Annotated in this window: 22 protein-coding genes; 11 read left to right on the top strand and 11 right to left on the bottom strand. The window is 60.3% G+C overall.

The genetic code is table 11. The features are described 5' to 3' along the window. Window positions 1-92 precede the first annotated feature (92 nt). The 3 genes from P3T17_RS31375 to P3T17_RS31385 form a co-directional block, all read right to left on the bottom strand. On the bottom strand, window positions 93-488 hold the full coding sequence (locus P3T17_RS31375) for a hypothetical protein (RefSeq protein WP_254368967.1): 396 nt from the start codon (window positions 486-488) through the stop codon (window positions 93-95). A gap of 339 nt (window positions 489-827) precedes the next feature. Next, the gene (locus P3T17_RS31380; RefSeq protein ID WP_074267383.1) at window positions 828-1,256 is read right to left on the bottom strand and encodes a DUF3331 domain-containing protein; all 429 of its coding nucleotides are present in this window, start codon (window positions 1,254-1,256) and stop codon (window positions 828-830) included. A 33-nt stretch (window positions 1,257-1,289) separates the two neighbouring features. After that, window positions 1,290-2,999, bottom strand: coding sequence for a thiamine pyrophosphate-dependent enzyme (locus P3T17_RS31385; protein WP_429410542.1), 1,710 nt, complete (start codon window positions 2,997-2,999; stop codon window positions 1,290-1,292). 282 nt (window positions 3,000-3,281) lie between these two features. Between P3T17_RS31385 and P3T17_RS31390 the strand changes: the two genes are divergently transcribed. The 6 genes from P3T17_RS31390 to P3T17_RS31415 all read left to right on the top strand — a co-directional run bounded on the left by P3T17_RS31390 (window position 3,282) and on the right by P3T17_RS31415 (window position 8,507). Further along, window positions 3,282-4,004, top strand: coding sequence for a 4'-phosphopantetheinyl transferase family protein (locus P3T17_RS31390; RefSeq protein WP_429410544.1), 723 nt, complete (start codon window positions 3,282-3,284; stop codon window positions 4,002-4,004). A gap of 69 nt (window positions 4,005-4,073) precedes the next feature. Next, on the top strand, window positions 4,074-4,730 hold the full coding sequence (locus P3T17_RS31395) for an RNA polymerase factor sigma-70 (protein WP_429410546.1): 657 nt from the start codon (window positions 4,074-4,076) through the stop codon (window positions 4,728-4,730). Between the two features lie 362 nt (window positions 4,731-5,092). Further along, window positions 5,093-5,290 (top strand): hypothetical protein, encoded by a 198-nt coding sequence (locus P3T17_RS31400; RefSeq protein WP_074267387.1) that lies wholly within the window; start codon window positions 5,093-5,095, stop codon window positions 5,288-5,290. A 163-nt stretch (window positions 5,291-5,453) separates the two neighbouring features. Then, window positions 5,454-5,984 (top strand): TIGR01841 family phasin, encoded by a 531-nt coding sequence (gene phaP, locus P3T17_RS31405; RefSeq protein WP_429410548.1) that lies wholly within the window; start codon window positions 5,454-5,456, stop codon window positions 5,982-5,984. Window positions 5,985-6,046: 62 nt separating this feature from the next. Next, a complete protein-coding gene (gene phbB / locus P3T17_RS31410) occupies window positions 6,047-6,790 on the top strand; it encodes an acetoacetyl-CoA reductase (RefSeq protein WP_074267389.1) in 744 nt (247 codons plus the stop codon). 241 nt (window positions 6,791-7,031) lie between these two features. After that, entirely contained in the window at window positions 7,032-8,507 is a 1,476-nt protein-coding gene (locus tag P3T17_RS31415) for an NCS1 family nucleobase:cation symporter-1 (protein ID WP_429410550.1), read from the top strand. A 28-nt stretch (window positions 8,508-8,535) separates the two neighbouring features. On the opposite strand, the gene P3T17_RS31420 is transcribed toward P3T17_RS31415, so the two are convergent. From P3T17_RS31420 to P3T17_RS31430, 3 genes are all read right to left on the bottom strand, one after another. Beyond that, on the bottom strand, window positions 8,536-8,922 hold the full coding sequence (locus tag P3T17_RS31420; RefSeq protein ID WP_429410552.1) for a hypothetical protein: 387 nt from the start codon (window positions 8,920-8,922) through the stop codon (window positions 8,536-8,538). Window positions 8,923-9,385: 463 nt separating this feature from the next. Beyond that, entirely contained in the window at window positions 9,386-10,435 is a 1,050-nt protein-coding gene (locus P3T17_RS31425) for an ADP-heptose--LPS heptosyltransferase (RefSeq protein ID WP_429410554.1), read from the bottom strand. Window positions 10,436-10,480: 45 nt separating this feature from the next. Further along, window positions 10,481-12,127 (bottom strand): acyl-CoA synthetase, encoded by a 1,647-nt coding sequence (locus P3T17_RS31430; protein WP_429410556.1) that lies wholly within the window; start codon window positions 12,125-12,127, stop codon window positions 10,481-10,483. Between the two features lie 273 nt (window positions 12,128-12,400). Here P3T17_RS31430 and P3T17_RS31435 point away from each other — a divergent pair, with 273 nt between their 5' ends. Further along, window positions 12,401-12,649, top strand: coding sequence for a hypothetical protein (locus tag P3T17_RS31435; RefSeq protein WP_074267394.1), 249 nt, complete (start codon window positions 12,401-12,403; stop codon window positions 12,647-12,649). 146 nt (window positions 12,650-12,795) lie between these two features. On the opposite strand, the gene P3T17_RS31440 is transcribed toward P3T17_RS31435, so the two are convergent. The 5 genes from P3T17_RS31440 to P3T17_RS31460 form a co-directional block, all read right to left on the bottom strand. Further along, complete coding sequence (locus P3T17_RS31440; RefSeq protein ID WP_429410558.1) at window positions 12,796-13,482, bottom strand: SDR family NAD(P)-dependent oxidoreductase; 687 nt, start codon at window positions 13,480-13,482, stop codon at window positions 12,796-12,798. A gap of 10 nt (window positions 13,483-13,492) precedes the next feature. Continuing rightward, complete coding sequence (locus P3T17_RS31445) at window positions 13,493-14,830, bottom strand: NAD(P)/FAD-dependent oxidoreductase (protein ID WP_074267396.1); 1,338 nt, start codon at window positions 14,828-14,830, stop codon at window positions 13,493-13,495. A 32-nt stretch (window positions 14,831-14,862) separates the two neighbouring features. Beyond that, window positions 14,863-15,666 (bottom strand): amino acid ABC transporter permease, encoded by an 804-nt coding sequence (locus P3T17_RS31450; protein ID WP_429410560.1) that lies wholly within the window; start codon window positions 15,664-15,666, stop codon window positions 14,863-14,865. A 69-nt stretch (window positions 15,667-15,735) separates the two neighbouring features. Beyond that, on the bottom strand, window positions 15,736-16,554 hold the full coding sequence (locus tag P3T17_RS31455; protein WP_074267398.1) for a substrate-binding periplasmic protein: 819 nt from the start codon (window positions 16,552-16,554) through the stop codon (window positions 15,736-15,738). Window positions 16,555-16,627: 73 nt separating this feature from the next. Then, window positions 16,628-17,950, bottom strand: coding sequence for an NAD(P)/FAD-dependent oxidoreductase (locus tag P3T17_RS31460; RefSeq protein WP_429410562.1), 1,323 nt, complete (start codon window positions 17,948-17,950; stop codon window positions 16,628-16,630). Window positions 17,951-18,089: 139 nt separating this feature from the next. Here P3T17_RS31460 and P3T17_RS31465 point away from each other — a divergent pair, with 139 nt between their 5' ends. The 4 genes from P3T17_RS31465 (at window position 18,090) to P3T17_RS31480 (ending at window position 22,780) form a co-directional block, all read left to right on the top strand. Continuing rightward, window positions 18,090-18,977: a LysR substrate-binding domain-containing protein gene (locus P3T17_RS31465; RefSeq protein WP_074267400.1), complete on the top strand. Its 888-nt coding sequence runs from the start codon at window positions 18,090-18,092 to the stop codon at window positions 18,975-18,977. A gap of 54 nt (window positions 18,978-19,031) precedes the next feature. Next, window positions 19,032-19,772: a response regulator gene (locus P3T17_RS31470; RefSeq protein ID WP_074267401.1), complete on the top strand. Its 741-nt coding sequence runs from the start codon at window positions 19,032-19,034 to the stop codon at window positions 19,770-19,772. Between the two features lie 138 nt (window positions 19,773-19,910). Beyond that, complete coding sequence (locus P3T17_RS31475) at window positions 19,911-20,297, top strand: response regulator (RefSeq protein ID WP_074267402.1); 387 nt, start codon at window positions 19,911-19,913, stop codon at window positions 20,295-20,297. Beyond that, window positions 20,294-22,780, top strand: coding sequence for an ATP-binding protein (locus P3T17_RS31480; RefSeq protein WP_429410565.1), 2,487 nt, complete (start codon window positions 20,294-20,296; stop codon window positions 22,778-22,780). The genes P3T17_RS31475 and P3T17_RS31480 overlap by 4 nt, the downstream gene beginning before the upstream one ends. The last annotated feature ends 2 nt before the right edge of the window (window positions 22,781-22,782 follow it).

Here is a 22,782-nt window from a genome sequence, read left to right on the forward strand (position 1 = left end):
AGGCTGCGCCCCGATTGTCTGGAGCTGTGGTGGGTCAACGCCGGCCCACCGATCCTGCCGGTGGGTGGTGCGTACACCGTGTGCCGTGTCCGTTAGCTGCGCGCCCGCTCGATCGCAGTTGTAGCCAGCTCTCGCGCAAGATCTCCATACAGCTCGGCCCACTTGCCAAGCAGGCTGGGATCGTCGGTCAGGAACAGTGGATGTTCGGCCCATACGGTGACGCTTGCACCCTCCCAGGCAACCTCGAATATGCGCAGGTCCTCATCCTCGCTAACGCCGCCGTCTATCAGGTCACGAAATGAGGCAAGGCCGTGGAGAGAAACATCGTGGGGAGCAATGCAATGGATTGCGGCCAGCGCGGCAATGGCTTCCTTTTGCGCGGCGATGCGGCTGTCGGCCATCAGGAACACGATGCTTTCGTCACGCCCGTGCCCGGATATCACGCGATACAGCGAGGTTTTGCAACGATGGCTGAGCTGTGTGCCCATGGTGGCCTCCGCTTTCGCGCGCAAATCGTCAATGCGCTGGATCGCAGGCCTAACTTTGATTGGCGCCCCTGAGCGCCGTTTCCGGTTGCGATTGCGGTAGCGATCGCTACACCGGTGCACGTAAAAGCCACACGCAAGCAGGCTGACTAACGCGAGAATCGCGACGCCTACGAGTACTGCCAGATCTGTGCGCACCATTTCAGGCTCCATTCAGTCCGGCGCGTGCGTGGCCTGACATCTCCCGCACGTCTCCTGTCGTTCGTTAGAACACGATTATTCTAGTCAGCAATCTATCCCCCTTTGGGACGCTTTTCTACCCAGGGTTGGACCGGGTTCGGGTTACCACGAACCTTTCGGGTTCGGAGAGGACATGCCAGCCTCGAGGCGAGCAATGGCGGCTGCGGATATCGCCTGGCGGGCAATCGCCATGTTGCGCCGCCGCACGTTTGCGCGATAGACGGGGTCGCCCGCCAGGAACGTCTCGCCGCTCAGCGAACAAACGCCTTTGCGGCGGGCGACGCGCAAAGTCCAGGTCTGGTCGCCATATCTGCCTGATGTCGCGTCAGCGAGAGCCACCACGATGGAGGTCGGTGATATGCGCTCGAGGATCTCGATCCGTGTGGAGTTTCGTACGGAATCCTGACGTCGCCGGTCCGCCGCCGCCAAGGCCCAACGGGCCTCGGCGGCCCTGACGACCGCAAGCGGCGACACGGGTGCCAACAAGGCCAGCACTTGCTGCCACCGTTGATCGTCTGCACTGTCTTTCATGGTTCGTTCCGTATCGAATTCGCCTGGCAAACCTTATAAATTTTCCCGGATCATGGCGAAGACATCGGCGGATTGGCCTTGCAACATCGCTTTCGCTGAGTACAGGACCATCCCGTACGCGGAGCCCCAATCGATCTTCGGCGGCATCACGAGCGTCATCGTATCCACCTTGACGTTCAGAAGTGCGGGGCCCGGTTCCTTCAACCAGGTCACGACGGCATCTTCGAGCTCATCGGCCTTCGTCACCGTGCGCCCCCAGAATCCGATCGCTTCGGCGACCTTACCGAAGTCCGGGTTTTGCAACCCTGTGTAGAGCGGCAGCATGCCTTCGGACTTCTGTTCGATGTCGATAAACCCGAGCTTGCCGTTGTCGAACACGACCACCTTGATGGGCAGCTTCTCCTGCACGGCCGTCATGAGTTCACCGAACAGCATGGCAAGACCGCCGTCGCCGGACATCGAAATCACCTGACGTCCGGGCTGGCACTTTTGCAACCCCAGCGACATTGGCAGAGCAGCCGCCATCGTGCCGTGTAGCAGACTCGAAAACACGCGGCGTTTTCCGTTCGTTTCGATGTGCCGATACAACCAGACGGTGGGGGTGCCGTCGTCGGCGCAGAAGATCGCATCGCTCGCCGCGTGCCGGTTGATCAACTCGGTCAGATAGATGGGAGGGATCGTCCCACGGTCCGACGGGACCGCCTTGGACCGGTGGCTCTCCAGCGCATCGGCATGCCGTGCGACGAGCCTGTCGCGGAACTCGGTGGACGTGCGCGGTTTCAGGCGTGGCAACAACGCTTCCATGGTGGACCTGATATCGCCAACCAGCCCTAGCGTGACCGGATGCCGGCGGCCGAGGTGAGCGGGTGCGATGTCGATCTGAACGATTTTGGCCTTCTCCGGGTAGAACTGCCGCCATGCGAAGTCCGCGCCCAACAACAGCAAGGTCTCGCATTCGGACACCGCCAGGTAACCCGCTTCGCTGCCGATAATGCCGGTCATGCCGACGTTGTACGGGTTGTCGTGTTCAAGCACGTCCTTGGCGCGCGACGTGTGTGCAATCGGCGCCTTCAGCCGCTCGGCCACCGCGAGAATTTCAGCGTGGGCGCCGCGGCATCCCGAGCCGCCGTAGATGGCAACTTTCTCGCCCGAGTTGAGAATGTCGGCGACACGGTCGAGGTCTGCGTCATTCGGCCGGACCATGGGCACATTCGTGTGGACCGAATACGGCACCGCGTCGCTCGCAGTGGCGTGGGAGATGTCAACCGGAACGATCAGCACGGCCACGCCACCTTTTGCAATGGCGGTTTGACACGCAATCACCGTTTTACGCCGGGCCTGCTCCGGCGTGATGATCATGTCGCAGAACACACTGCACGATCCGTAGATCGCCTTGAAGTCGACCTCTTGCGGAAAGTTGAAGCCGATTTCCTCGCTGGCCACCTGGGTTGCAATCAGGATCACCGGCGCACGGTTGCGGTTGGCGTCCACCAGACCATTGATGAAGTGAAGACTGCCAGGCCCGCAACTTCCGGCAACGGCCGTCAGGTTGCCGGTCAACATGGCTTCGCCTTCGGCGGCGAATGCGCCCGCCTCTTCATGGCGCACATGGACCCACTCGATGTCGCTCTCGTTGATGTGGTGAGCGATAAGGTTCAGTGTGTCGCCCACGATCCCGTAGCAATGCTTTACGCCAGCCGCGGCGAGCGTTTCCACGATGATTTCGGCCACTTTTTTGCCCATACATGTTCTCCAGAGGATGCTTTGTTCGTGAACCGGTCTACCGCCTTTGTGAACTGCAGATGCGCAGTCGGCCAGTGTTCTTCTCGCTCACCGGACCGGTGGGATGGTCTCGGTATGTTGAGCGGAGTCCTCAGCATCGAATATCCCTCTGATGGGGGAGCGGGGCCGTGACAGGCCCGTCATGGCTGGCTTCCGAAGCAGGCGATCTGTAAAGTTGCTGTCCCGTATCGGGTACAGTGGCGCATTCCGTACGCCCGCCGGGCAACGCATCCGCACCCCGCGATGAAACGCATCCCTCTCTGTCCGTTGTTGCATGACGGCCCGTCCGATGTTCAGGTGTGGCGAGTCGATATCGACTTCGCCGCGACGCTCGCTGACCAAGCGTTCAGCGTGCTTTCCGGCGACGAGCGCGCGCACGCGCGCGTGTTTCGCCGCAGCGAAGATGCGCTTCGCTTCGCGACGGTGCGCGCCGCTTTGCGAGAGCAACTCGCGAGTACGCTCGCCACCGCGCCGCACGCGCTGCGGCTTGTGCGCGACGCCATGGGCCGTCCGTCGCTGGCTGAAACCACGTCATTGGATTTCAACGTGTCGCACTCGGGCGCGCATGGTCTGATCGCACTATCCATGCGACGCCGGGTAGGCGTGGACATTGAGCAGCGCAGCGCGCATCTCGACTGGCGCTCGCTTGCCTCGCTAACGCTGGCGGGCAGCGAAGTGGCCTGGCTCGACGAGGCGTCTGCGGACCAACGTCTCGAGCACTTCTACGACGCCTGGGTCGCGAAGGAGGCCTTGCTCAAGACAACAGGCGTCGGCGTGGTGCGTGGGTTGCAACGTCTGACGGTCCTGCCGCGTGAGGGTACGCAGGTACGTTTGCGCGATCACGTGCCTGACGAGGCCCGGAATCTCGCGGCAACGTGGCTCGCTGCGCCTGCGGGTTATGCCACGTGCGTCGCATGGTCGACGCAGGAACGCCTCGTCCCTTTTGGCGGGGGATGGCGCTTTTAAATGCTATTGAGAATTATTCTCATTTAAGTTAGATTACAGCCTCCCACTGGATTAACGGAGGCTGGATCGATGGCGGATGGACTAGCGGGACCCGCACAGGTTTTGCACCGTGGCCGCACACCGCGCGCGTCCCTACCGCAGACCGGCAAACGTCGCCGGGCACCGGGCCAGACCGCTAACGCTGCGGGCGGCTGCGGCGGTGCGTTGCTGGACGTGCTGATCGGACATCGCCCGTCGCTGGTGACGCTCGCTGCCTCGTTCGTCGGTTGCGGCAGCCGCGCCGAAGATGTGGTGCACGACGTGTTCGTCAAGCTCGTGGCTTTTCCAAACCAGGATGCAATTCGTCAACCAGTGGCATATGTCACGCGGATGGTGCGCAATGCCGCGATGGATGCGTGCGATCGCGAGACGCTCGAAAGTACCTGGCAGGCTGACGCAGAGGACGGCCTCGATATCGCTTCGTCTGACCCGGGTCCCGAAGCGGCGCTAGCGACTCGCGATGCGCTGCGCCACGCGTTCGCTGCGTTGGCCCAGTTGCCTGAGCGCACGCGTGCTGCCTTCGAGTTCGTGCGCCTGCGTGAAGAGACGTTGCAGGACACGGCTCGCGCGCTGAATGTGTCGCAGACGCTGGTTCACTTCATGGTTCGCGACGCGGCGAAGCATTGCGCCGATTGCGTCCGTCCCGGTACTGGTCAGAAAACCCCGGCTGGCCGCTGGCGGGGATAAGCGCGCCGATCCAGTCCGGTATTCATACATACGAACTACCTGTTTACCCTGGCGGCAACTTGTCCGGCAGTGCTCGAGTTGCCGCCGCCACTGCGTTCAAACGCTTGCCGGTTCTGGCAAAGCGCATATTTCACCGAGATCGCGCACGCCGGTCATCAGCCGCGGCTTATCTCAAAAGCCATTTCCCACATATTGATATTTTGCGCTGGCCCGAATTAAGATGACTTCCTCGATACGCGACGCGTGTCGATCCGGTGAGGAGTCGCATTTGCGGTAATCCGTTCAATGAGTCAGGTTTCGGGACGCGACGGCTGACCGTCTGAATCCCGTCAAGGCAGCCCCTAAAAGCTTGGGAGACGAAGATGCTGAGCCCTCATGAATTCGCAACGCTGATGCTGGTCAAGGACGCCACGGCGCAACTGGAGGTTGATCGGGCAGATCTCGACGTTCTGCTCGCGCGCCAACTCGTCAGTCTCGAACACGCGGGCTCCGGCGAGGCATTGCCGCGTTTGACCCGTGAGGGTTACTCATTTCTGAAAGCGGCTGGCCGCATTCACTGATATCGACCCGGAGCGCGGGAAGCCGCGTCACCGTCTGTACGATCCCGAGGAGGCTTCCAGATAACGGTAATTTGAGCGGACGTGCTGGTATAGAACCTGAGAGAGCAGTAACTTAGTTTGTTATGCTTATTTAAAAATACGAGTCGCCTTAAGGAGCTTCAAGATGAATGAGTTGTTTCCGGAGCAGTTTGCCGCGGCTCAAAAGGCCAGCCTCGAAACGTTTTACGGTCTGGCAAACCTGTCCTTCGAGAGCTTCCAGAAGCTGACCGTGTTGAATCTGCAGGCGGCCAGATCGGCCCTTGCCGACACGCATAAACTGCTGTCCGCCGCTGACCCGCAGGTGTTTTTCGCGCAGCAGGCCAGTCCTGACGGTGGGTTTGCCGAACGAATCCAGGCTTTGCAGTATCGCGTGTATGAGATTGCAGTGGGCACCCAGACGGGATTCGCAGCGATTGCAGCGGCGCAGTACGAAGCGCACAATCGCCGGGTGCAGGCGCTCTTCGAAGATATGTCGAAGCAGGCGCCGGCGGGTTCCGAAGCGGCTGTCGCTGCGCTGAAAAAGCTGATCGATTCGAGCGGCGCGTTTTACGACAGCGTCAACAAGTCGGTTCGGCAAGCTGTCAACATGGCCGAAGGCGGCTTCGAAGCGGTGCTGCCGCGCACATCGAACGCATCGGGCGCAACAACCGGGTGAGTGGCCGGGAAGGCTGAACACGCGGTGACCGGATCAGCATCCTCTCACGCGAGGCAGCCGCAATGACAAGCCAGATCGCATTGGTGACGGGTGGAATGGGTGGTATCGGTGAAGCCATCGCCGTCAAGTTGCACGACGCAGGTTATACGACGGTGGTGACATATTCACCCGCTAACACCGGTGCGCAAGCCTGGCTAGCGCGGATGGAAGCGGCCGGGCGCCGCTTTCCGGCTTACGAAGTAGATGTTGCGGACTACGATGCATGTCAGCGAGGTGCCCAAAAGCTTCAAGCGGAAGTGGGCAATGTCGATGTTCTCGTCAATAACGCCGGCATCACGCGCGACGCCAGCTTCAAGAAGCTCGACAAGGTCAACTGGGACGCAGTTCTGCGCACCAACCTCGATTCGCTTTTCAACATGACGAAACCGGTTTGCGACGGCATGGTGGAGCGAGGTTGGGGGCGCATCGTCAATATCTCGTCCATTATCGGCTCCAAGGGTGGTTTCGGTCAGACGAACTATGCCGCCGCAAAAGCAGGCATGCATGGCTTTACCAAATCTCTGGCACTCGAAGTGGCGAAAAAGGGTGTCACGGTCAATACCGTGTCGCCTGGATTCATCGCCACCAGAATGGTCATGGCGGTGCCGCAAGAAGTGCTCGACACCAGGATCATTCCGCAGATCCCGGTGGGACGGCTTGGGCAGCCCGAGGAGGTGGCGGCGCTCGTACTCTATCTATGCTCGCGGGAGGCGGCCTTCGTCACCGGCGCCAACATCGCCATCAATGGTGGACAGCACCTGCAGTAGCGGGCTCGCCAATCTCCACCAGCACGCCTAAGCATCCGAACAGGCGTGCATCCCACACTTTGCACTTTCCCCCGTAAAACATGGCTGATTATTTCGGCACGGTCATTTTTTTCGTAGAACAATCTATATTGTTGCAATGGCAAGCGGCAGGTCGTCGGAACGCAGCCCGTCCACAACCCGGCACAGCATGGCAGCGCATTGCGCCGGGATTCAATCGTCAGGTACAGCAACAGGGGAAGACATGTCGACCTCACCGCTTATCGATGGTAGCGCCCCGCATGGCACCGGCGGGCAGGCGGCACAGACCGACGCTCGTCTGTACAACCACGACCTCGCACCGGTTCCGCTCAACAAACGCACGTGGACCGGCTATTGCATCTTTGCCATGTGGATGTCGGATGTCCACAGCGTCGGCGGTTACACGTTTTCGGCAAGCCTGTTTCTTCTCGGCATATCCGGCTGGCAGGTATTGATTGCGCTCACCATCGGCATTCTGGTCGTGTATGTGCTGATGAACCTGGTCGGCAAACCCAGTTATGTGCATGGCATTCCGTTTCCGGTCATGGCCCGCGTCAGCATGGGCGTCATGGGTGCGAACCTCGCGGCGGTCATCCGCGGTGTGGTGGGCATTGTCTGGTACGGCGTGCAAACCTACTTTGCGTCGAAAGCGGTGGCGACGCTCGTCATTCTGTTTTTTCCAGCGGCTGCGGCGCTGCACGACTTCAGCTTCCTGCGCCTCGACGGACTTGGCTGGGTCAGCTTCCTGTTTATGTGGGTGTTCCAGCTGATCATCTTCCAGCGCGGCATGGAGGCGATCCGCAAGTTCATCGATTTCTGCGGCCCGGCTGTATATGTGGTGATGTTCGCGCTGATGGCGTGGATTCTTTCGCAAGCGGGGCTGGGCAGCCTGAGTCTCACGCTCGGCGGCAAGGTACTGTCCGGCAGCGAGCAGTTCGCCAGCATGGGTAATGCCACACTGCTGGTGGTGAGTTACTTCGCTGCGCTGTTGCTCAACTTCGGCGACTTCTCGCGCTTTGCCAAGAGCGAGCGTCAGATGAAGGTAGGTAATTTTCTCGGCCTGCCGGTCAATTTCATCGTATTCGCCATCATCACAGTGATCGTGACCTCCGGCAGCGCGACCGTGTTCGGCTCGATGATCATGGACCCGGTTGCAATCGTCGCTCACATCCAGAATAAGGTGGCCGTGGTGATCGGCAGCCTGACGTTTATCGTGGCGACAATGGGCATCAACATCGTTGCCAATTTTGTCTCGCCTGCCTACGACATCGCGAATCTTTTTCCCAGGCATATCGACTTCAAGAAGGGTGGCCTCGTGGCCTCGATTCTTGCGGTTCTCGTGTGTCCGTGGATTTTTGTTGACAGTCCCAAGGCGATTACGATTTTCGTCAGCGTGTTTGGCTCAGTGCTGGCGCCGCTATATGGTGTGATGATGGCCGACTTCTACCTCATCAAGAAGCAGCAGATCGAAACGGCCGAGCTTTACAGCATGGCGCCGGCCGGACGCTTCTATTACGACGGCGGCTGGAACAAGGTGGGCATTGCTGCGCTGGTCATTTCCGGCATCATCTCGGTGGGCTGGGAACTCTGCACGCAACTGCTGCACGTGTTGCCTGCCAATAACTTCGGGTGGCTGATCGGTGCAGCGGTGGGTGCAGTGCTTTATGTGGTGATGATGCGGGCGGCGCGGCGCAACTAGCGTGTGGTGTTGCGAAGAGGGTTCGCGTTCATTTATGTAGCCGCGCACGCAGGTCGACGGCTGTCGCCGCGCTGACCGGTCTCGCCGCGTCGTCGAGATGGACCGCAACCTTGCGGTAGACGTCGCGGCAAAACTGCATGCCGGCAGTAGCTTCCGGCATTGCTTCCTGAACAGGTTCGATTTTCTCCGGATTGGTGAGCGCTGCGTCTACTGCCATCTCGTCGGTCGGGTCCGCCTTCATGATGCCGATGCCCTGAATGGTCACAGACAGGCAGGGGTCCGGCATCTGCTTGCCGTGCGTGGCAACGACGTTGAAGTTGATGTTAAGGCGCCAGAATCCATCGTGAATGTTCTGATGAATGATCACGGCCTTCACCAGTTCCTGATGCGACAACAAATACTCGCTGTTTGCCATGAATGTGCTCCTCGAACGCAATCGTCTTTCGAGTGCCGTGCCGCGTAGGACGCTGCATCAGCCCGACATGACATCACATGCCGGATCACATTGTACGAGGCTGAAAATCACAATCAAGACGCGCGCACCAGTCATGCAGCGCGATACGACCTGGACCTGTTTAACAGGCTGGCCGGTGCTGCTTGCGGGTGGTTAACTTTATTTTCGCAGAGGTGATGTAGCCGCATCCTTGCGGGTAGCCACATGCACCTCTGCCTGAGACGGTGATGTCAGTGAAAGATCAGATAAAGGATGACGAGGACGATTACCGGTACGCCAAGTAGCCAGCCGAGTAAGTAGGGCATGATAGTTCTCCTCCGGTAGATGGTTGTGGTACGAGAACTACCCAGCATTGGGCGTGCCTGGGCCGTGGCTGCGTCGGTTTATATTGTCCCGGATGGTGGTCGCAGGGCCGTCGTCACTCCTACGCTGCGCGCAGCGGTGCGAAGGGCAACTCGCTGTTCATCGCCTCTTGATACGCCGCGTTCAGTCGCGTCATGTCCTGCTTGCGATCGCTTGCCTGCACGTTGCTCAGTCCGGGCAATTCCAGCGTGACAGGGCGGCAAAACGGATAGTCGCGCACCCGCAGTTCAGGTGCGACCGTCGTGAAGAACGCCGTCGTGGGCACGTCGAATCCGGCTGCAATGTGCGCGGCCGCGGTGTCTGCAGTCAGCACGTAACGCGCGTGTCTGACCCACGTAAGAAAGTCTGCAGTGCCTGGAGATGCTGCTGTCACATCCACATACTGCGGATGATCGACAGGTCCAAAGCCAAGCACGGGAAAGCCGAACTGCTCGAACAAGCGGCTCACGAGAACGCTACGCACCGGTGTCGCAATGCTGCGGATCGGCGTGCTGGCCGTTGGACAGAACAGCACATATGGACGGTTGCGCCACGCCTCGGGCAATGAAGGCAGCTCCAGTGTCTGGAGCCAGCGGTTGGCCTTGTTCGCTGACGGCACGCTCGAGGGCGGCACACCGAGCGCATCGAGGAAAAAATCGATCATCGGCAACGACATGAAGCGAGGCCAGAAGAGCTGGTTGCCGAGGTCGATACGCACTTCTTCGCGTGGGATATCCGCAAGCGGCCAAGGCAAGCTGCGAGTGCTCGCAACGCGGCCTTCGGCAAGCGCATAGAGTTGTTCGACGTAAGTTGGTGCCAGTTCCGGCCGGTACACGACGAAGCGCACGTGCGGGTAGAGCTGCCGGATCGCTGCCAGCGCGGTCAAGCCGATAATCGAATCGCCGAGCGTCACGCCCATGCCGTTGATCACATGAGCAACAGCGATTTGCGAGTAATCGACTTCGAATGACTGGGCGGCTGCGTTGAGGATGCCGGCCTGGCTCGCAAGCGCAACGTGCTCGCCGATCTCGGCGTCGCGCTGCTCGAGATCGTACGGCGCGACGATGCGGCCTTTGGTATCAAGCAGAGAGCCCGGGTAGGCGAGTGCTTCGTCTGCACGTAGGCTTTGCAATTCGATTATCCCGTGGGTTACGCCGAGGCGTTGAGACCGCGTATTTTACGGGGCTTTTCCGCCGGGCACCGTGAGACTCGCACGCAACTCCTTGCGAATTACCTTGCCGGTTGCGGTCATCGGCAAACCTTCCACAAAGCGTATCTCGCGTGGATATTCATGCGCGGCAAGGCGCGTCTTGACGTGCTGCTGTATGTCGCGCACCAGATCGTCGCCCGGCACAAAGCCCGCATTCAGCACCACGAATGCCAGCACGATCTCCGTGCGTTGCGCATCTGGCGCACCGACCACCGCGGCCATGCAGACTGCCGGATGTTGCAGCAGGCAGTCTTCAATCGACGCCGGCCCGATGCGATAACCAGCGCTAGTGATGACGTCGTCGTTACGTCCGACGAAGCGGATGAAGCCCTCGTTATTACGCTGGCCGAGATCACCGGTTAGCAGATAGCGTCCGCGGAATTTGTCGCGCGTGGCGGCCTCGTTGCGCCAGTAGCCGAGGAACATTACCGGATCGGGGCCGGCAATTGCGATGTTGCCGATCATGCCGTTCGGCACGGGCTGACCATCATCGTCGACGATCGCAACCTCGTGGCCCGGCACCGCTTTGCCGATCGCGCCAATCTGCGGAGGGTACAGCGTCGCGCACGACGACACCACGACGTTGCACTCCGTTTGCCCATAGAACTCATTGATGGTCACGCCGAGCGCGGCGCGCCCCCACGCGATCAGTTCTTCGCCAAGCGATTCGCCGCCGCTCGCCACCGCATGCAACGCGAGCTTCCAGCGCTCCGGATGCGCGACTGTGCGCATCATTTTCAGCGCGGTCGGCGGCAGGAAGGTGTGTGTGACTGCATGGCGCGCCATCAGGTCGAACGCGGCTTCGCCGTCGAACTTTTCGAAGCGGCGCGCAAGGACGGTCACGCCGTGATGCCACGCGGGCAGTAGCACATCGAAGAGACCGCCGATCCACGCCCAGTCGGCTGGCGTCCAGATCAGTTGCGCCTGTGCCGGAAAGCAGGCCTGCGACAGTTCCACGCCTGGCAGATGCCCAAGCAATACGCGTTGTGCGTGCAGCGCGCCTTTCGGCTTGCCCGTGGTGCCGGAGGTGTAGATGATGACCGCGGGATCTTCGGACGAGGTGTCCACTGGTTCGAACGAGTCGGACTCTACGTTGAGGGCTTCCCAGAACGCGTGCACGTCGCTGGCCGCAGCGGCTTGATTGGCGTCGATGCAATACACCGCTTTCAGCTCCGGCAGCGTGTGGCGTATTTCAGCGAGCTTTTGCAGACCTGCTGCATCGGTGATGAGAGCGGCTGCGGCGCTATCCGCGAGCCGGTATTGAATAGCGTCGACGCCGAACAGCGCGAAGAGCGGCACGGCGATGCATCCGGCCTTATACGCCGCCACATGCGCAAGCGCAGTTTCGGGCGATTGCGGCAGGAAGATCGCCACCCGGTCGCCCCGCTCGACTCCGCAGCGGCGCAAGGCATTGGCAAACTGATTGGAGCGAGCCTTGAGATCGTCGAAGCTATAGTGCATAGCGCTGCCGTCGCGATCCTCGTAGATCAGCGCGAGGCGCCCCGAGCCGTCGGCCCATTTGTCGCACACGTCCACGCCAATGTTGTAGCGATCCGGTATCTGCCATGCGAATGTGGCGGCCAATGTCTCATACGTTTGCGCTGCTGGAAGCATCGCTTTCTCCACGTGTCCCGATCGATCTGAGTCGGGTTCAAGCTCGGATAGTAAACCACCCACGCTCTTAAGGGACCTCCACGCATCTTTGAATTGCTGCGCCGCACGATAATGCACCGCAGCATGTCCTATGTCATTTTGACAAAGGGAAAACCCGTAAGCAGCAAAGTGCGGGGTCCTTATTGACTGATTATCGGCTTAACGCTGATCGGGAAACCCCTAACATCGTGTGAGCATGGTTCGCGCTAGTCTTCTCGTCAGAGGAGGCAAACCATGAGACGCGTATTTAATATTGCAGTACTGATGCTCCTTGCGTATTTGACCGCAGGCCGGGCATTAACCCATGCGCAGGCTGGTGAAGAGGGCTCGATCTCCTGCGCGAAAGGCGCTGAGCTGGTCAGACTGGGCGCAATGGATAAGGGTTTCTCCGACGCGGCTTCCAGCGGACAAGGGCAGAATTTCCTGTCGAGTTGCCTTGTGACAGGCGAGGGACGCGTCAACAATCTCGTTGCACGCGATTAAACTGACTTAATTGGACGCTGCAAAAGCGCCAGTTTAGGAACTGCATAAGAGGCACGATTAAAGGGCCTAATGCGACCTGTCTGTTGCGTCACAGCATTGTCACGTTTTAGCATCGACCATCTTTCGGCTCGAAATGTTGCGCTGCGCTAAAACAAATCCTCATGACGGCAATTGACCAGAATCTCGGCGACGCTCGCCGAGTTGGGCATTTCTATTGTGTTGGCAACGAGACGCGCGATATCGTCCGGCTGTGTCATTGCCTCAGGCGGCAGATCTGCAATACCGGCTGCCATTTCCGTATTGACGAACCCTGGGCAAATCGCGGTAGCGCGGATTCCGTCGTCCCAACCGGCGCGCCGTACCGCGTGATTGAGCGCGATGATCGCGTGCTTCGACATCTGGTAGCCCGCATTGAGGTTCTTCACGCGTTTGCCCGACAGCGACGCAATCTGTATGACGCGCGCATTGCCTGCACGGCGCAAATGCGGCAACGCTGCCTGAATCAGCCGAAACGGTGCCTTGACGTTGATATCAAGGGTCTCTTCGAGCAGCTCGTCCGTGCCGTCTTCGAGACTGATGGGCTTGCAGATTCCAGCGTTGCTGATTAGCACGTTAATGCCGCCGAACCGTTCGATAGTGGCATCGACCCAACGACGTCCCGCTTCCGGATCACGCGCTTCGTACCCGAAGACGAGGCTGTCGGCGTAGCTGTCGTTGAACCCCGCGGGGTTGCGCACGCCCAGCGACAACAGATAACCGCGCCGGTCCAGTTCGTCCGCTATTTCCCGGCCGATACCGCGGCTCGCGCCGGAAATCATCGCTACCTTCTGCATATGATCCTCCCTAGAAACCTGCATCGATGACGATTTTCGTGCCGTCGCTAAAGCGGTTCAAACGAAACGCGTGGGGATTGACCAGTGGCGCATCGTTTGCCACGAGGTCGGCCATCAGCTTTCCCGCAGCCGGACCGATGCCGAAGCCGTGACCCGAAAAGCCGGTGCCGATAAACAGCCCGGGTACCTTGTCGACCCCCGAGATCACCGGAATGGCGTCGGGTGTAACGTCCATATAGCCCGCCCAACGCTGCGCGATACGTGCGTGACTAAACTGCGGGAACACCTTGATGAACTCGTGCAGTCCCGCATCGACGTAGCGGACGATGGGTTCCGGATCGAGCGTGCGGACATGTTCGAACACCGAAGTCTGATCGAGCGCCCAATGCCGGGGGCGTCGCAGCTCGTCGAAGAAGCGCGCGCCGATCCCGATCCGCAATGCGCCCAGCTGGCTTTTCAATGCTTCGAGGTACTTGAAGAACAGGCGAAAGCAATCGGGCGTGAGGTCGGTGTAGGTACGGAATCCATAGGCCACGGTATATCCACCGTCCGCCCGCTTGCGGAACGCGAACTGCTTGTTGCTTGCGCTGGTGGTCGGGCCACCTTCCAGCGGATCGGTTCGTAGTACTGAGGCACGCACCAGCAATTGAGGCACATCGACATCCAGATTGCCGCAGAAGAGCCGCGACCACGCACCGCCAGCCACGACGACACTCTGGCAGCGGATCGTGCCGTGCTCGGTCACCACCGCGCTGACGCGCCCACCACTCGTTTCGATACCGCGTGCTGCGCAGGGCGTCAGAATCTTCACGCCGCGCTTACGCAAAGCATTGGCGATCGCCGGTGCAGCGCGTTGTGGTTCGGCGCGGGCATCGCCCGGTGTGTATAAGCCGCCTCTAAACGATTTCGCCGCGCCAGGAAGTAACGAGGCGACTGCCTTCGAATCGACCTCGAGCGTATCGAACGCATCCCCTGCGAGCGCGCGTGCATTCGCGAGCCACGTGCGATGACCCTCCATGACCTTTTCATCCTCGGTCATATAGAGAATGCCGCATTGGTTGAAGCCGGTCTCGATTCCAAGGGCACGGTCCAGGCCGCGCCATAGTTTCAGGCTTTCAATGCTCAGTTCGAATTCACGCATGTCGCGATGAGTGACACGCACCCAGCCCCAGTTGCGGCTCGACTGTTCTCCCGCGATATGCCCCTTCTCGCAGAGCGCTACCCGTAAGCCCTTTTCGCTCAGGTAGAGCGCGGTGCTCACGCCGATAATCCCGCCGCCGATCACGACGACATCGACTTCAGCCGGCGGCGTGGTATCGCTAGCGACAGTCTCGACTTGTGGTCCCATATAGGTTGCTGCCCAATAGATAGAGATTGTGTTTAGTGACGTGTTTCGGCGACGGCGGCCTCGCTTGCCGATGCCTGGACAGATCTACGCTGCCTTCGCGTCATGAGCATGGTGCCCCGTGCTTTACCGCCTTGCCGTGGATTGGCATGGCGATTGGTCCAACGGTCGATATGATTGATTGCATGCGTGAGCGGTACCGTGATCAGCAGATACACGACACCGGCCGCGACTAGCGGCGAAAGATTCGCAGTATTGACCGAGGTGTTCTGCCCAATGGTGAACAGATCGCGCTGCGAGGTCAGCAGGCCGAGAAAATAGACGAGACTCGAGTCCTTGACGATCGAAATGAACTGGTTGGCAAGCGCCGGCAAGATACGGCGAATGCCTTGCGGCACGATCACATGCCGCATGCTGCTCCAATAGGTCATGCCAAGTGCCTGGCAGGCGGACAATTGCCCACGTCCCACGCTTTGAATGCCCGAGCGGAAAATCTCCGCAATGTAGGCCGACGAAATCAGGCCGAGCGCAACGATGGCGAGCGGATAAGGGTTTGGACCGAAGATCGCAAGCCCGACCGGAGCCAGCCCCTGGCCTACGAGCAGGATGACCAGCGCGGCCGGCAGGCCCCGAAACACGTCGATGAAGATCTGCGCCGGCAACATCAGCCAGCGCGTGTGTGAGACCGCCATCAGCGCGAGCACCATGCCCGCCATAATGCCCAGTACCGTCGAAAACAGCGACAGCACGAGCGTATTGACGAGGCCGGTGCAGAGCAATGAAGGCAGCGACCCGATCAACAACGGCCAGTCGAGAAAGTTCTGCAAAAAGGCATTCATGGCGCGCTCCTGTTTTGAGCGTCGGCGGCGCGTTAGACGCCGCCCGGTTGCGTCGCGGCTACGGCCCGGCTAACTGCCGGTCTTCATTGCATACGGCGGCAGATTGGCCGGCTTCGGATAGCCCGGATGGAACTGCAGGTATAGCTTAAGCCAGGTGCCATCGGCAACGAGTTCGTCAATGGTCTTGTTCAAGGCCGCTTCGAGCTTGGCGTTACCCTTGCGCACCGGAAAGCCGGCGGGCAGATTGACCGCCGAGATATCGAGCTTGTCGGCGATGTTCATCTGCGGATACTTGCCTTGTAGACCTTCGACGAGCGTCTTGTCGACGAAGTAGCCGTCAATATACTTGGAGCGTAGCGACAGGAAGCCTGCATTCAGATTCGGAAAGCGCACGATTTGCGCACCGGGCAGGTAGCTATCCGAATACGTATCCTCGATGGTGCCCTGCACGACTCCGATCCGTTTGTCCTTTACCGAGGCTGGGTCACTCGTGATCGGACTGCCAGGCAAGGTCGCGACGCTTAGCAGACCCGTCAGGTAGCCCTCGGAGAAATCGACCATCTTCAGGCGGTCTTTAGTGATCGAAATCGAGCCGGCAGCAAGATCGATCTGCTGGTTCGCTACGCTTGGCAACAGGCCGCTAAAGTCTTGCGCACGAAAGTCCGCGGTGAGGCCGAGTTTTGCCGCAATGGCGCGCAGCAATTCGACGTCGAAGCCGGTCATCTTGCCGTCGTCGATATACGAGTAGGGCTTGTTGTTTGCATCCACGCCGGCGACGAGCTTGCCGGGTGTCAGGGTGCCCACATCCTCGGCATGCGCCTGGGTGAGCGCCGCGAATGAAAGAGGAACGACTATCGCAATGAGACGCAGAAAGTGGCGAAAGCGCATGATGTTTGCTCCGTCGAAAGGACCACCGATTGAAGGGTATTACAAAGAAGTCAACGCAATGTCCAGGTCTGTTTCAGGAGAGGGTGGCGCGTGCGCGACCGTTCCAGAGATCGTCGAGCTTGTAGAGCGCGGTGCCGACCGGCACCGTCCATCGGCTCGCCATGCCCGCCACGCTAAGCGGAAACTCGCCTTCGCCGAACGCGCCTGGGGCGGCGTCGAAGCCAAGGATGTGCCGCGCAGTGCGCTGCCCCAGATAACTCATCAACGCGACGCCGTTGCCGTTGCAGCCGAGTGCGTAATGAATGCCGTCGTGCACGCCGATATGCGCGAGCTTGTCGCCGGTCATCGCAACGTAGCCTTTCCATGCATGCGTAATGCGCACGTCGCGCAGCGCCGGCCAGAGCTGGATCAGCTTGGCGTAGAGGAGCCTCGCGGCTGCGCGCTCGTCCACTTCGCGGATCGCCGGCCGCGAGCCGAAGATCATCCGGGTGCCGTCCGGCGAGGGACGTGTATAGAATAGATTTCGCTTCGAATCACTAATCATTCGGCGTCCCGGGTTGAGCGCGTCCATCAGGCCCGCCGGCAGAGCGTCAGTCGCGATCTGATAACTGGCGACGGGCAAGACACGCCGCGAGACGAACGGCAGCAAGCGTCCCGTATAGCCGTTGGTGGCCACCAGTACCTGCCTTGCTTCGATTTTTCCACGTACGGTATGCACGAGGAAATGCGCGCCACTGCGTTCGATTCGTTCTACTGCAGCGTGCGAATGCAGGCTGGCGCCGCGGCGCCGGGCCAGTCCGCGCAGGGCACGATGGTATTTGGCCGTATGGAGGCCGCCATATTCGTCGACGAGAATGCCGCCGTAGTAGTAGTCCGAGCCAATGATCGAGCGTTGCTCGTCGCGCGACACGAGGTGCACCGTGACGCCGGTTTTCTCGCGCAACAGATCGCCTTGTTTGCGCAGGTGTTCGAAATGCCGCTCTGTGAAGGCACCGAAGAAGCGGCCGGTAATCTGCAAATCAGCGTCTAGCGCTTCGTCGGCAATCAGGCGTTGCAGATACTCGAAGCTCGCCGCCGATTCACGCATCAGACGTACGAGGCGCTCCGCGGAGACCCCGCGTATCGCATTGGTCAAAGCGAGCTTCTGTCCGCTCGACACCATCCCGCCGCTGCGGGTGCTGCCTCCCGCGCCGATCTCGGCCGAATCGAGCACCGCGACGCTCGCGCCGTCGCGCGCAGCTTGCCCGGCGGCAGACAGGCCGCAGTAGCCGCTGCCGACGATCACCAGGTCGACGCTATCCGGCAGCGGCTCGCGTGCCGTCTCGGGCGGCGCTGCGTCCCACCAGTAGGGCGCAAGCCGGAAGTCATCGTGGAAGAGCAGGGTGTCGGGTCGCATGGCCTCTTTGAAGTGACAAGCGTAGGAACCAGTCTAGGTTTGCGTCGATCATCCAGTCAAATACGGCCAAAAACGTCTGCTATTCAATTTTGATATGGCATGCTGAGCCGGATCGAGGCTCAACGGAGGGATCTATCCAATGAATCAGCGACAAATCGAGGCCTTCCGGCTGGTGATGCTGCGTGGTTCGATGACGGCGGCGGCCGCAGAACTGGGCACGTCGCAGCCGAGCATCAGCCGCCTGATTGCGGAGCTCGAGCAATCGACGGGGCTCGCCCTGTTCACGCGTAACGGGGGGCGCATCCAGGCAACCGATGCGGGAAGCGCGTTTTACCGCGAGGTCGATCGAAGCTTCGTGGGGCTGGAGAAGCTCGTAAATTCCGCGCGCGAAATCCGGCAGTTCGGCACGGGCCGCCTGCGGCTCGTGGCGGCGCCGGTACTCGCGCTGTCGTTTGTGCCGATGGTGATCGAGCGCTTTCTGGCGGCGTATCCGCGCATCGCCGTTGCACTGGAAATGCGTAGTGAAGGGACCATCCAGCGCTGGGCGTCGTCTGCCTATTGCGACATCGGCTTTGCCACCACCACGCCCGATGCATTCGGTGTGACGAGCGCTGAGTTGTATCGCCTGGCCGGCGTGTGCGCGTTGCCGGCCGGGCACCCTCTTGCGGGCAAAAAGCGTATTCACGCGCGCGACCTCAGGGGCGAGCGTCTTGTCCTGTCCTCGTATGCGGACGATACGCGCTCGGCGGTCGATCGTGCCCTGCGTCAGGCAGAAGTCAACCAGGTGCCGACAATCGAAACGCCGTACGGCGCGACGATTTGCGCCATGGTGTCCCGCGGACTCGGGATTGGTGTGGTGAACCCGCTTGCCACGCTCGACACGAATCCGGAGCGGATCGTATTCCGCCCGTTTTCGCCAGATGTGATGTTCAGGGGTTTTACCTTGCGTCCGCAATTGCAGCACATCAATCCTGTTGTGCAGGCTTTTCTCGACCTCGCTAACGAGACCATGGAGCGTTTCACCTAGAGCTTGCTGAAAGGCCTGCACGCTATAATCCAGGCGGTTATAGGAGCGCCAGGCATGAGCAATGAAAATCTTCCTCACGTTCTCGTGGTGGATGATGATCCCGCAATCAGAACACTGATTGCGGACTATCTCCGCGAGAACGACATGCGGGTTGCGGCAGCAGCGAATGGCAAGGAAATGGCTGCGGCTCTCAAAGAGTTTGCGATCGATCTGATCGTGCTCGACTTGCGCATGCCGGGGGAAGACGGCATGCAGATCGCCCGGCGAGTGCGCGACCAGTCCTCGCTTCCCATCATCATCGTGTCCGGCAGGCTCGACGAAGCGGACCGCGTCATGGCGCTCGAACTAGGCGCCGACGACTACGTTACCAAGCCATTCAGCCCGCGCGAACTGCTCGCGCGAATCCGCACGGTCCTGCGCCGCACAGCCGCATCTCAGACCCTGATCGGTCGTCAACTCGACGTTCGCGCCTATCGGTTCGCCGGTTGGGAACTGAATATCGGCACCAGAAAGTTGACGACGCCAGCCGGTGAACGCATTGAACTCACGAATGGCGAGTTCTCTCTGCTGAGTGCGTTTCTGTCGGCACCGGGGCGGGTTTTGTCACGCGATCAGTTGCTCGAAGCAAGTCGTCTGTACGACGATGTTTTCGACCGTTCCATCGATGTGCAGATTCTGCGTCTGCGTCGCAAGATCGAGGAAGACGCGTCCACGCCGCAATTTATCAAAACCGAGCGGGGCGCCGGCTACGTCTTCGCCGTACCAGTGGAAAAATTGAGTTCCGTTGCGCTGTAGCCTGCGCAACGCAAAGCTTCATTTCAAATGTAATAGAACGGCACAAAAGAGAAACAGCGCGGCAATTTCACGCGCTTTAAATAGCCCGGACTACCGTAACTCAAGCTACCCCGGTCAACCAATGATGGGGCATCCGTCATGGCGCGTGGAAAGGACATTCTGGTTCTGGACGAAGATCCGTTCATGCATGAACTGGTCTCGCTGTGGCTGACGGATGCCGGATACGCTGTCTGCGATTCCGAGGCGCTACACACGCTGCGAACCGAGGAACGCCACTCGTTTGCAGTCGTCATCGCCGACCTGAACTCGCCAAAGGTCGGCGCGGCGCAAGCGTTGCAGCAATTGCAAGCCCGCTTTCCAACCGCGTATATCATAGCGGTCTCCGGATATTTTCAGCCTGGACCCGGGACGGGCGCGGAGATGGCGCGACAGCTCGGCGTAGACCGCGTGCTGGCCAAGCCGTTTAGCTGCGAGCAGCTGGTTTCCGCGGTTGGCGGGCTGTTCCATGATGCTGAGGTCCGGTGAGTGTCCACCCTATCGCGAGAACCATGGCCGAGGCGGAGCCAACAAGACGTGTCATCAGCGGACCCTACCTGCACTGGGTCATCGCGATAGGTGCAGGCCTGATCGTATTGCTGGTATGTGTGGCGTCCGGCTGGGATAGCTGGCGGGCGCGCCGCTTGACCCTCGCAGACAATGACCGTGAAGTCTCCAGCCTCGCGAGCGCGCTTGCCGAACAGACGGCCCGCTCGCTACAGGAGGTGGAGCTGATCCTGAGGCGCACATCGGTATGGGAGCGGGATCCGCGCAACCAGGTGGAAACGCCTGCGGAGAAAGCTGCTTTCCTTAGGCGCCAGATCGACGGCTTGCCACAGATTCGCGAGGTGACGATCGCCGACGAGAACGGCAACCGTATTGCCACGACGGTGCCACCCGCGAACTCGAGTCCGAATATCGCCAATCGTCAGTACTTCCAGGATTTGAGGAAATCGTCCGGAGAGGCGGTCGTGGTGAGCGAGCCGTTGCAAAGTCTCATTGACGGAACGCCGACGTTCGCCGTAGCGATTCGTCTGCAGGACGGCGAGGGCCGGTTCGCGGGTGTGGCGCGTGCGCTCGTCGAAGAGGAGTACTTTAGAGACTTCTATAAACGCATCGACCTGGGCGACGGGGCCGCTATCAGGCTGCTGCGCGATGGCGGCACGCCAATCGTCGAGTTTGCCGCCGAGCCTCAAGGAAAGCTGCCCGCCGACGCGCTTGCCGCGACGCGTCAGGTTCCCGGGTTCCCTCTGCTAGTTGTCGTTTCACGTGACAAGTCGGTCGCTTTGGCCGACTGGCGCACAAGTTCGATCAATGCGGTGGTGCGCACGGGCTCGATCTCTGCCTTCGTCGCATTCCTTGCTTATGCGCTGATCCGCCAGATGCGCCGTCTGGAGGACGTGAACAATCGGCTTCGTTCGAGCGAGCGCCGCTGGCGAGCGGTATTCGAAAATGCGCCGCTGGGCGTTGTCGTATTGACCGCAGATGGCCGCTATGTGGCGACCAATCCAGCGTTCCAGCGGATGGTGGGTTACTCGGCGGCTCAGCTCGAAGAGGTGGGTGCGTTCGACATCACGTATCGCGAGGACGTCGCTTCGGCGCGCGAGTACGTCGCCAGACTGCTATCCGGCGTGCACGATACGGTCCGCTTTCAAACCCGCTTCACACATCTGGATGGGCGCGTGGTTTGGGCTGACGTCGGCATGGCGAGCGTTGCGGCTCATCGCCCGCCTTCGCAACACCATCTTCCGCAAACCGACGACATGCTGATTGCGACGGTAGAAGACATTACCGCGCACCGTGAGGCCGAACACGAACGCGACCAGCTCGAGGAACAACTGAGGCAATCGCAGAAGCTCGAGGCGTTGGGTACATTCGCAGGAGGCATTGCTCACGACTTCAATAATATTCTCGGCGCGATTCTCGGCTATGGGGAACGGGCCTTCCACTCGTTGCCCGCCGGGAGCGACGAGCGTCGATACGTCCAGCAGGTTCTGAATGCCGGTAACCGGGCGCGGGCGCTCGTCGAGCGTATCTTGACCTTCAGTCGAAGCGGTATGGCCGCGCGCGTTCCCGTCGATGTTTTGCTTGCAGTCGCTGAGACCATCGAGTTGCTTAAGGCTCGCTTGCCCGACAACATCGAGCTCGATATCAGGCTCACTGCCAAGGATACCTACGTTGCTGGCGATGCCACGCACCTGCACCAGGTCGTCATGAATCTTTGCAGCAACGCGGTCCTGGCGATGCCGGCGGGCGGCACACTAGCAGTAACACTCGAAGATCAGCATCTGATATCTGCCAAAGCGTTATCGGATGGAATCGTAGGGCCTGGTGATTTCGTCAGGCTGAGCGTTAGCGATAGCGGCACAGGAATCCCGCATGAAGTACGCGGACGCATGTTCAATCCGTTCTTTACGACACGCAAGACCGGTGAGGGGACCGGACTCGGACTTTCGCTTGTCGACGGAATTGTGCGCGAGTATGGCGGCGGCATTGACGTTCACAGCGTGGTTGGGGAGGGCACGCGATTCGATATTTACCTTCCCGTCACTGCGGCGCCGCCGCCCGCCGTCGAGGATATTGCCGAAACGCTGCCCCGCGGTGAGGGGCAGGTGGTGCTGATCGTCGATGACGAAGATGCGCTGGTGACGCTTGCCGAGGAGGTGTTGGCAGAACTGGGTTATGAACCCGTGGGCTTCCGATCCAGTACCGCTGCATTGCGGGCGTTCGAAGACGATCCGGACCGCTTCGATGTGATCGTTACGGACCAGACCATGCCTGACCTGACAGGTCTTGAACTGGCGGCCCGCATTCGCGCGATTCGGAACACGCTGCCGGTTATTCTCTGCAGCGGTTACGGCAATCCGCTTCTCGAGAGCGAAGCGGCCAACGCCGGTGTCGCGGCGTTGCTACGAAAACCACTGCGTTCGGACGAGTTGGCGCTTACGCTTCATCGAGTCCTTAGTCAGTGAGT

The organism is Paraburkholderia sp. GAS82 (assembly GCF_050436285.1).
Classification (GTDB): Bacteria; Pseudomonadota; Gammaproteobacteria; order Burkholderiales; family Burkholderiaceae; genus Paraburkholderia; species Paraburkholderia phenazinium_B.

What these genes read in the sequence shown, in the direction of transcription:
- P3T17_RS31430 (WP_429410556.1), bottom strand. Translation starts at nt 12,127, where the DNA reads ATGCTTCCAGCAGCGCAAACGTATGAGACATTGGCCGCCACATTCGCA.
- P3T17_RS31395 (WP_429410546.1), top strand. Translation starts at nt 4,074, where the DNA reads ATGGCGGATGGACTAGCGGGACCCGCACAGGTTTTGCACCGTGGCCGC.
- P3T17_RS31380 (WP_074267383.1), bottom strand. Translation starts at nt 1,256, where the DNA reads ATGAAAGACAGTGCAGACGATCAACGGTGGCAGCAAGTGCTGGCCTTG.
- phbB (WP_074267389.1), top strand. Translation starts at nt 6,047, where the DNA reads ATGACAAGCCAGATCGCATTGGTGACGGGTGGAATGGGTGGTATCGGT.
- P3T17_RS31385 (WP_429410542.1), bottom strand. Translation starts at nt 2,999, where the DNA reads ATGGGCAAAAAAGTGGCCGAAATCATCGTGGAAACGCTCGCCGCGGCT.
- P3T17_RS31435 (WP_074267394.1), top strand. Translation starts at nt 12,401, where the DNA reads ATGAGACGCGTATTTAATATTGCAGTACTGATGCTCCTTGCGTATTTG.
- P3T17_RS31440 (WP_429410558.1), bottom strand. Translation starts at nt 13,482, where the DNA reads ATGCAGAAGGTAGCGATGATTTCCGGCGCGAGCCGCGGTATCGGCCGG.
- P3T17_RS31415 (WP_429410550.1), top strand. Translation starts at nt 7,032, where the DNA reads ATGTCGACCTCACCGCTTATCGATGGTAGCGCCCCGCATGGCACCGGC.
- P3T17_RS31470 (WP_074267401.1), top strand. Translation starts at nt 19,032, where the DNA reads ATGAGCAATGAAAATCTTCCTCACGTTCTCGTGGTGGATGATGATCCC.
- P3T17_RS31460 (WP_429410562.1), bottom strand. Translation starts at nt 17,950, where the DNA reads ATGCGACCCGACACCCTGCTCTTCCACGATGACTTCCGGCTTGCGCCC.
- P3T17_RS31420 (WP_429410552.1), bottom strand. Translation starts at nt 8,922, where the DNA reads ATGGCAAACAGCGAGTATTTGTTGTCGCATCAGGAACTGGTGAAGGCC.
- P3T17_RS31390 (WP_429410544.1), top strand. Translation starts at nt 3,282, where the DNA reads ATGAAACGCATCCCTCTCTGTCCGTTGTTGCATGACGGCCCGTCCGAT.
- P3T17_RS31455 (WP_074267398.1), bottom strand. Translation starts at nt 16,554, where the DNA reads ATGCGCTTTCGCCACTTTCTGCGTCTCATTGCGATAGTCGTTCCTCTT.
- P3T17_RS31400 (WP_074267387.1), top strand. Translation starts at nt 5,093, where the DNA reads ATGCTGAGCCCTCATGAATTCGCAACGCTGATGCTGGTCAAGGACGCC.
- P3T17_RS31465 (WP_074267400.1), top strand. Translation starts at nt 18,090, where the DNA reads ATGAATCAGCGACAAATCGAGGCCTTCCGGCTGGTGATGCTGCGTGGT.
- P3T17_RS31445 (WP_074267396.1), bottom strand. Translation starts at nt 14,830, where the DNA reads ATGGGACCACAAGTCGAGACTGTCGCTAGCGATACCACGCCGCCGGCT.
- P3T17_RS31375 (WP_254368967.1), bottom strand. Translation starts at nt 488, where the DNA reads ATGGGCACACAGCTCAGCCATCGTTGCAAAACCTCGCTGTATCGCGTG.
- P3T17_RS31450 (WP_429410560.1), bottom strand. Translation starts at nt 15,666, where the DNA reads ATGAATGCCTTTTTGCAGAACTTTCTCGACTGGCCGTTGTTGATCGGG.
- P3T17_RS31475 (WP_074267402.1), top strand. Translation starts at nt 19,911, where the DNA reads ATGGCGCGTGGAAAGGACATTCTGGTTCTGGACGAAGATCCGTTCATG.
- phaP (WP_429410548.1), top strand. Translation starts at nt 5,454, where the DNA reads ATGAATGAGTTGTTTCCGGAGCAGTTTGCCGCGGCTCAAAAGGCCAGC.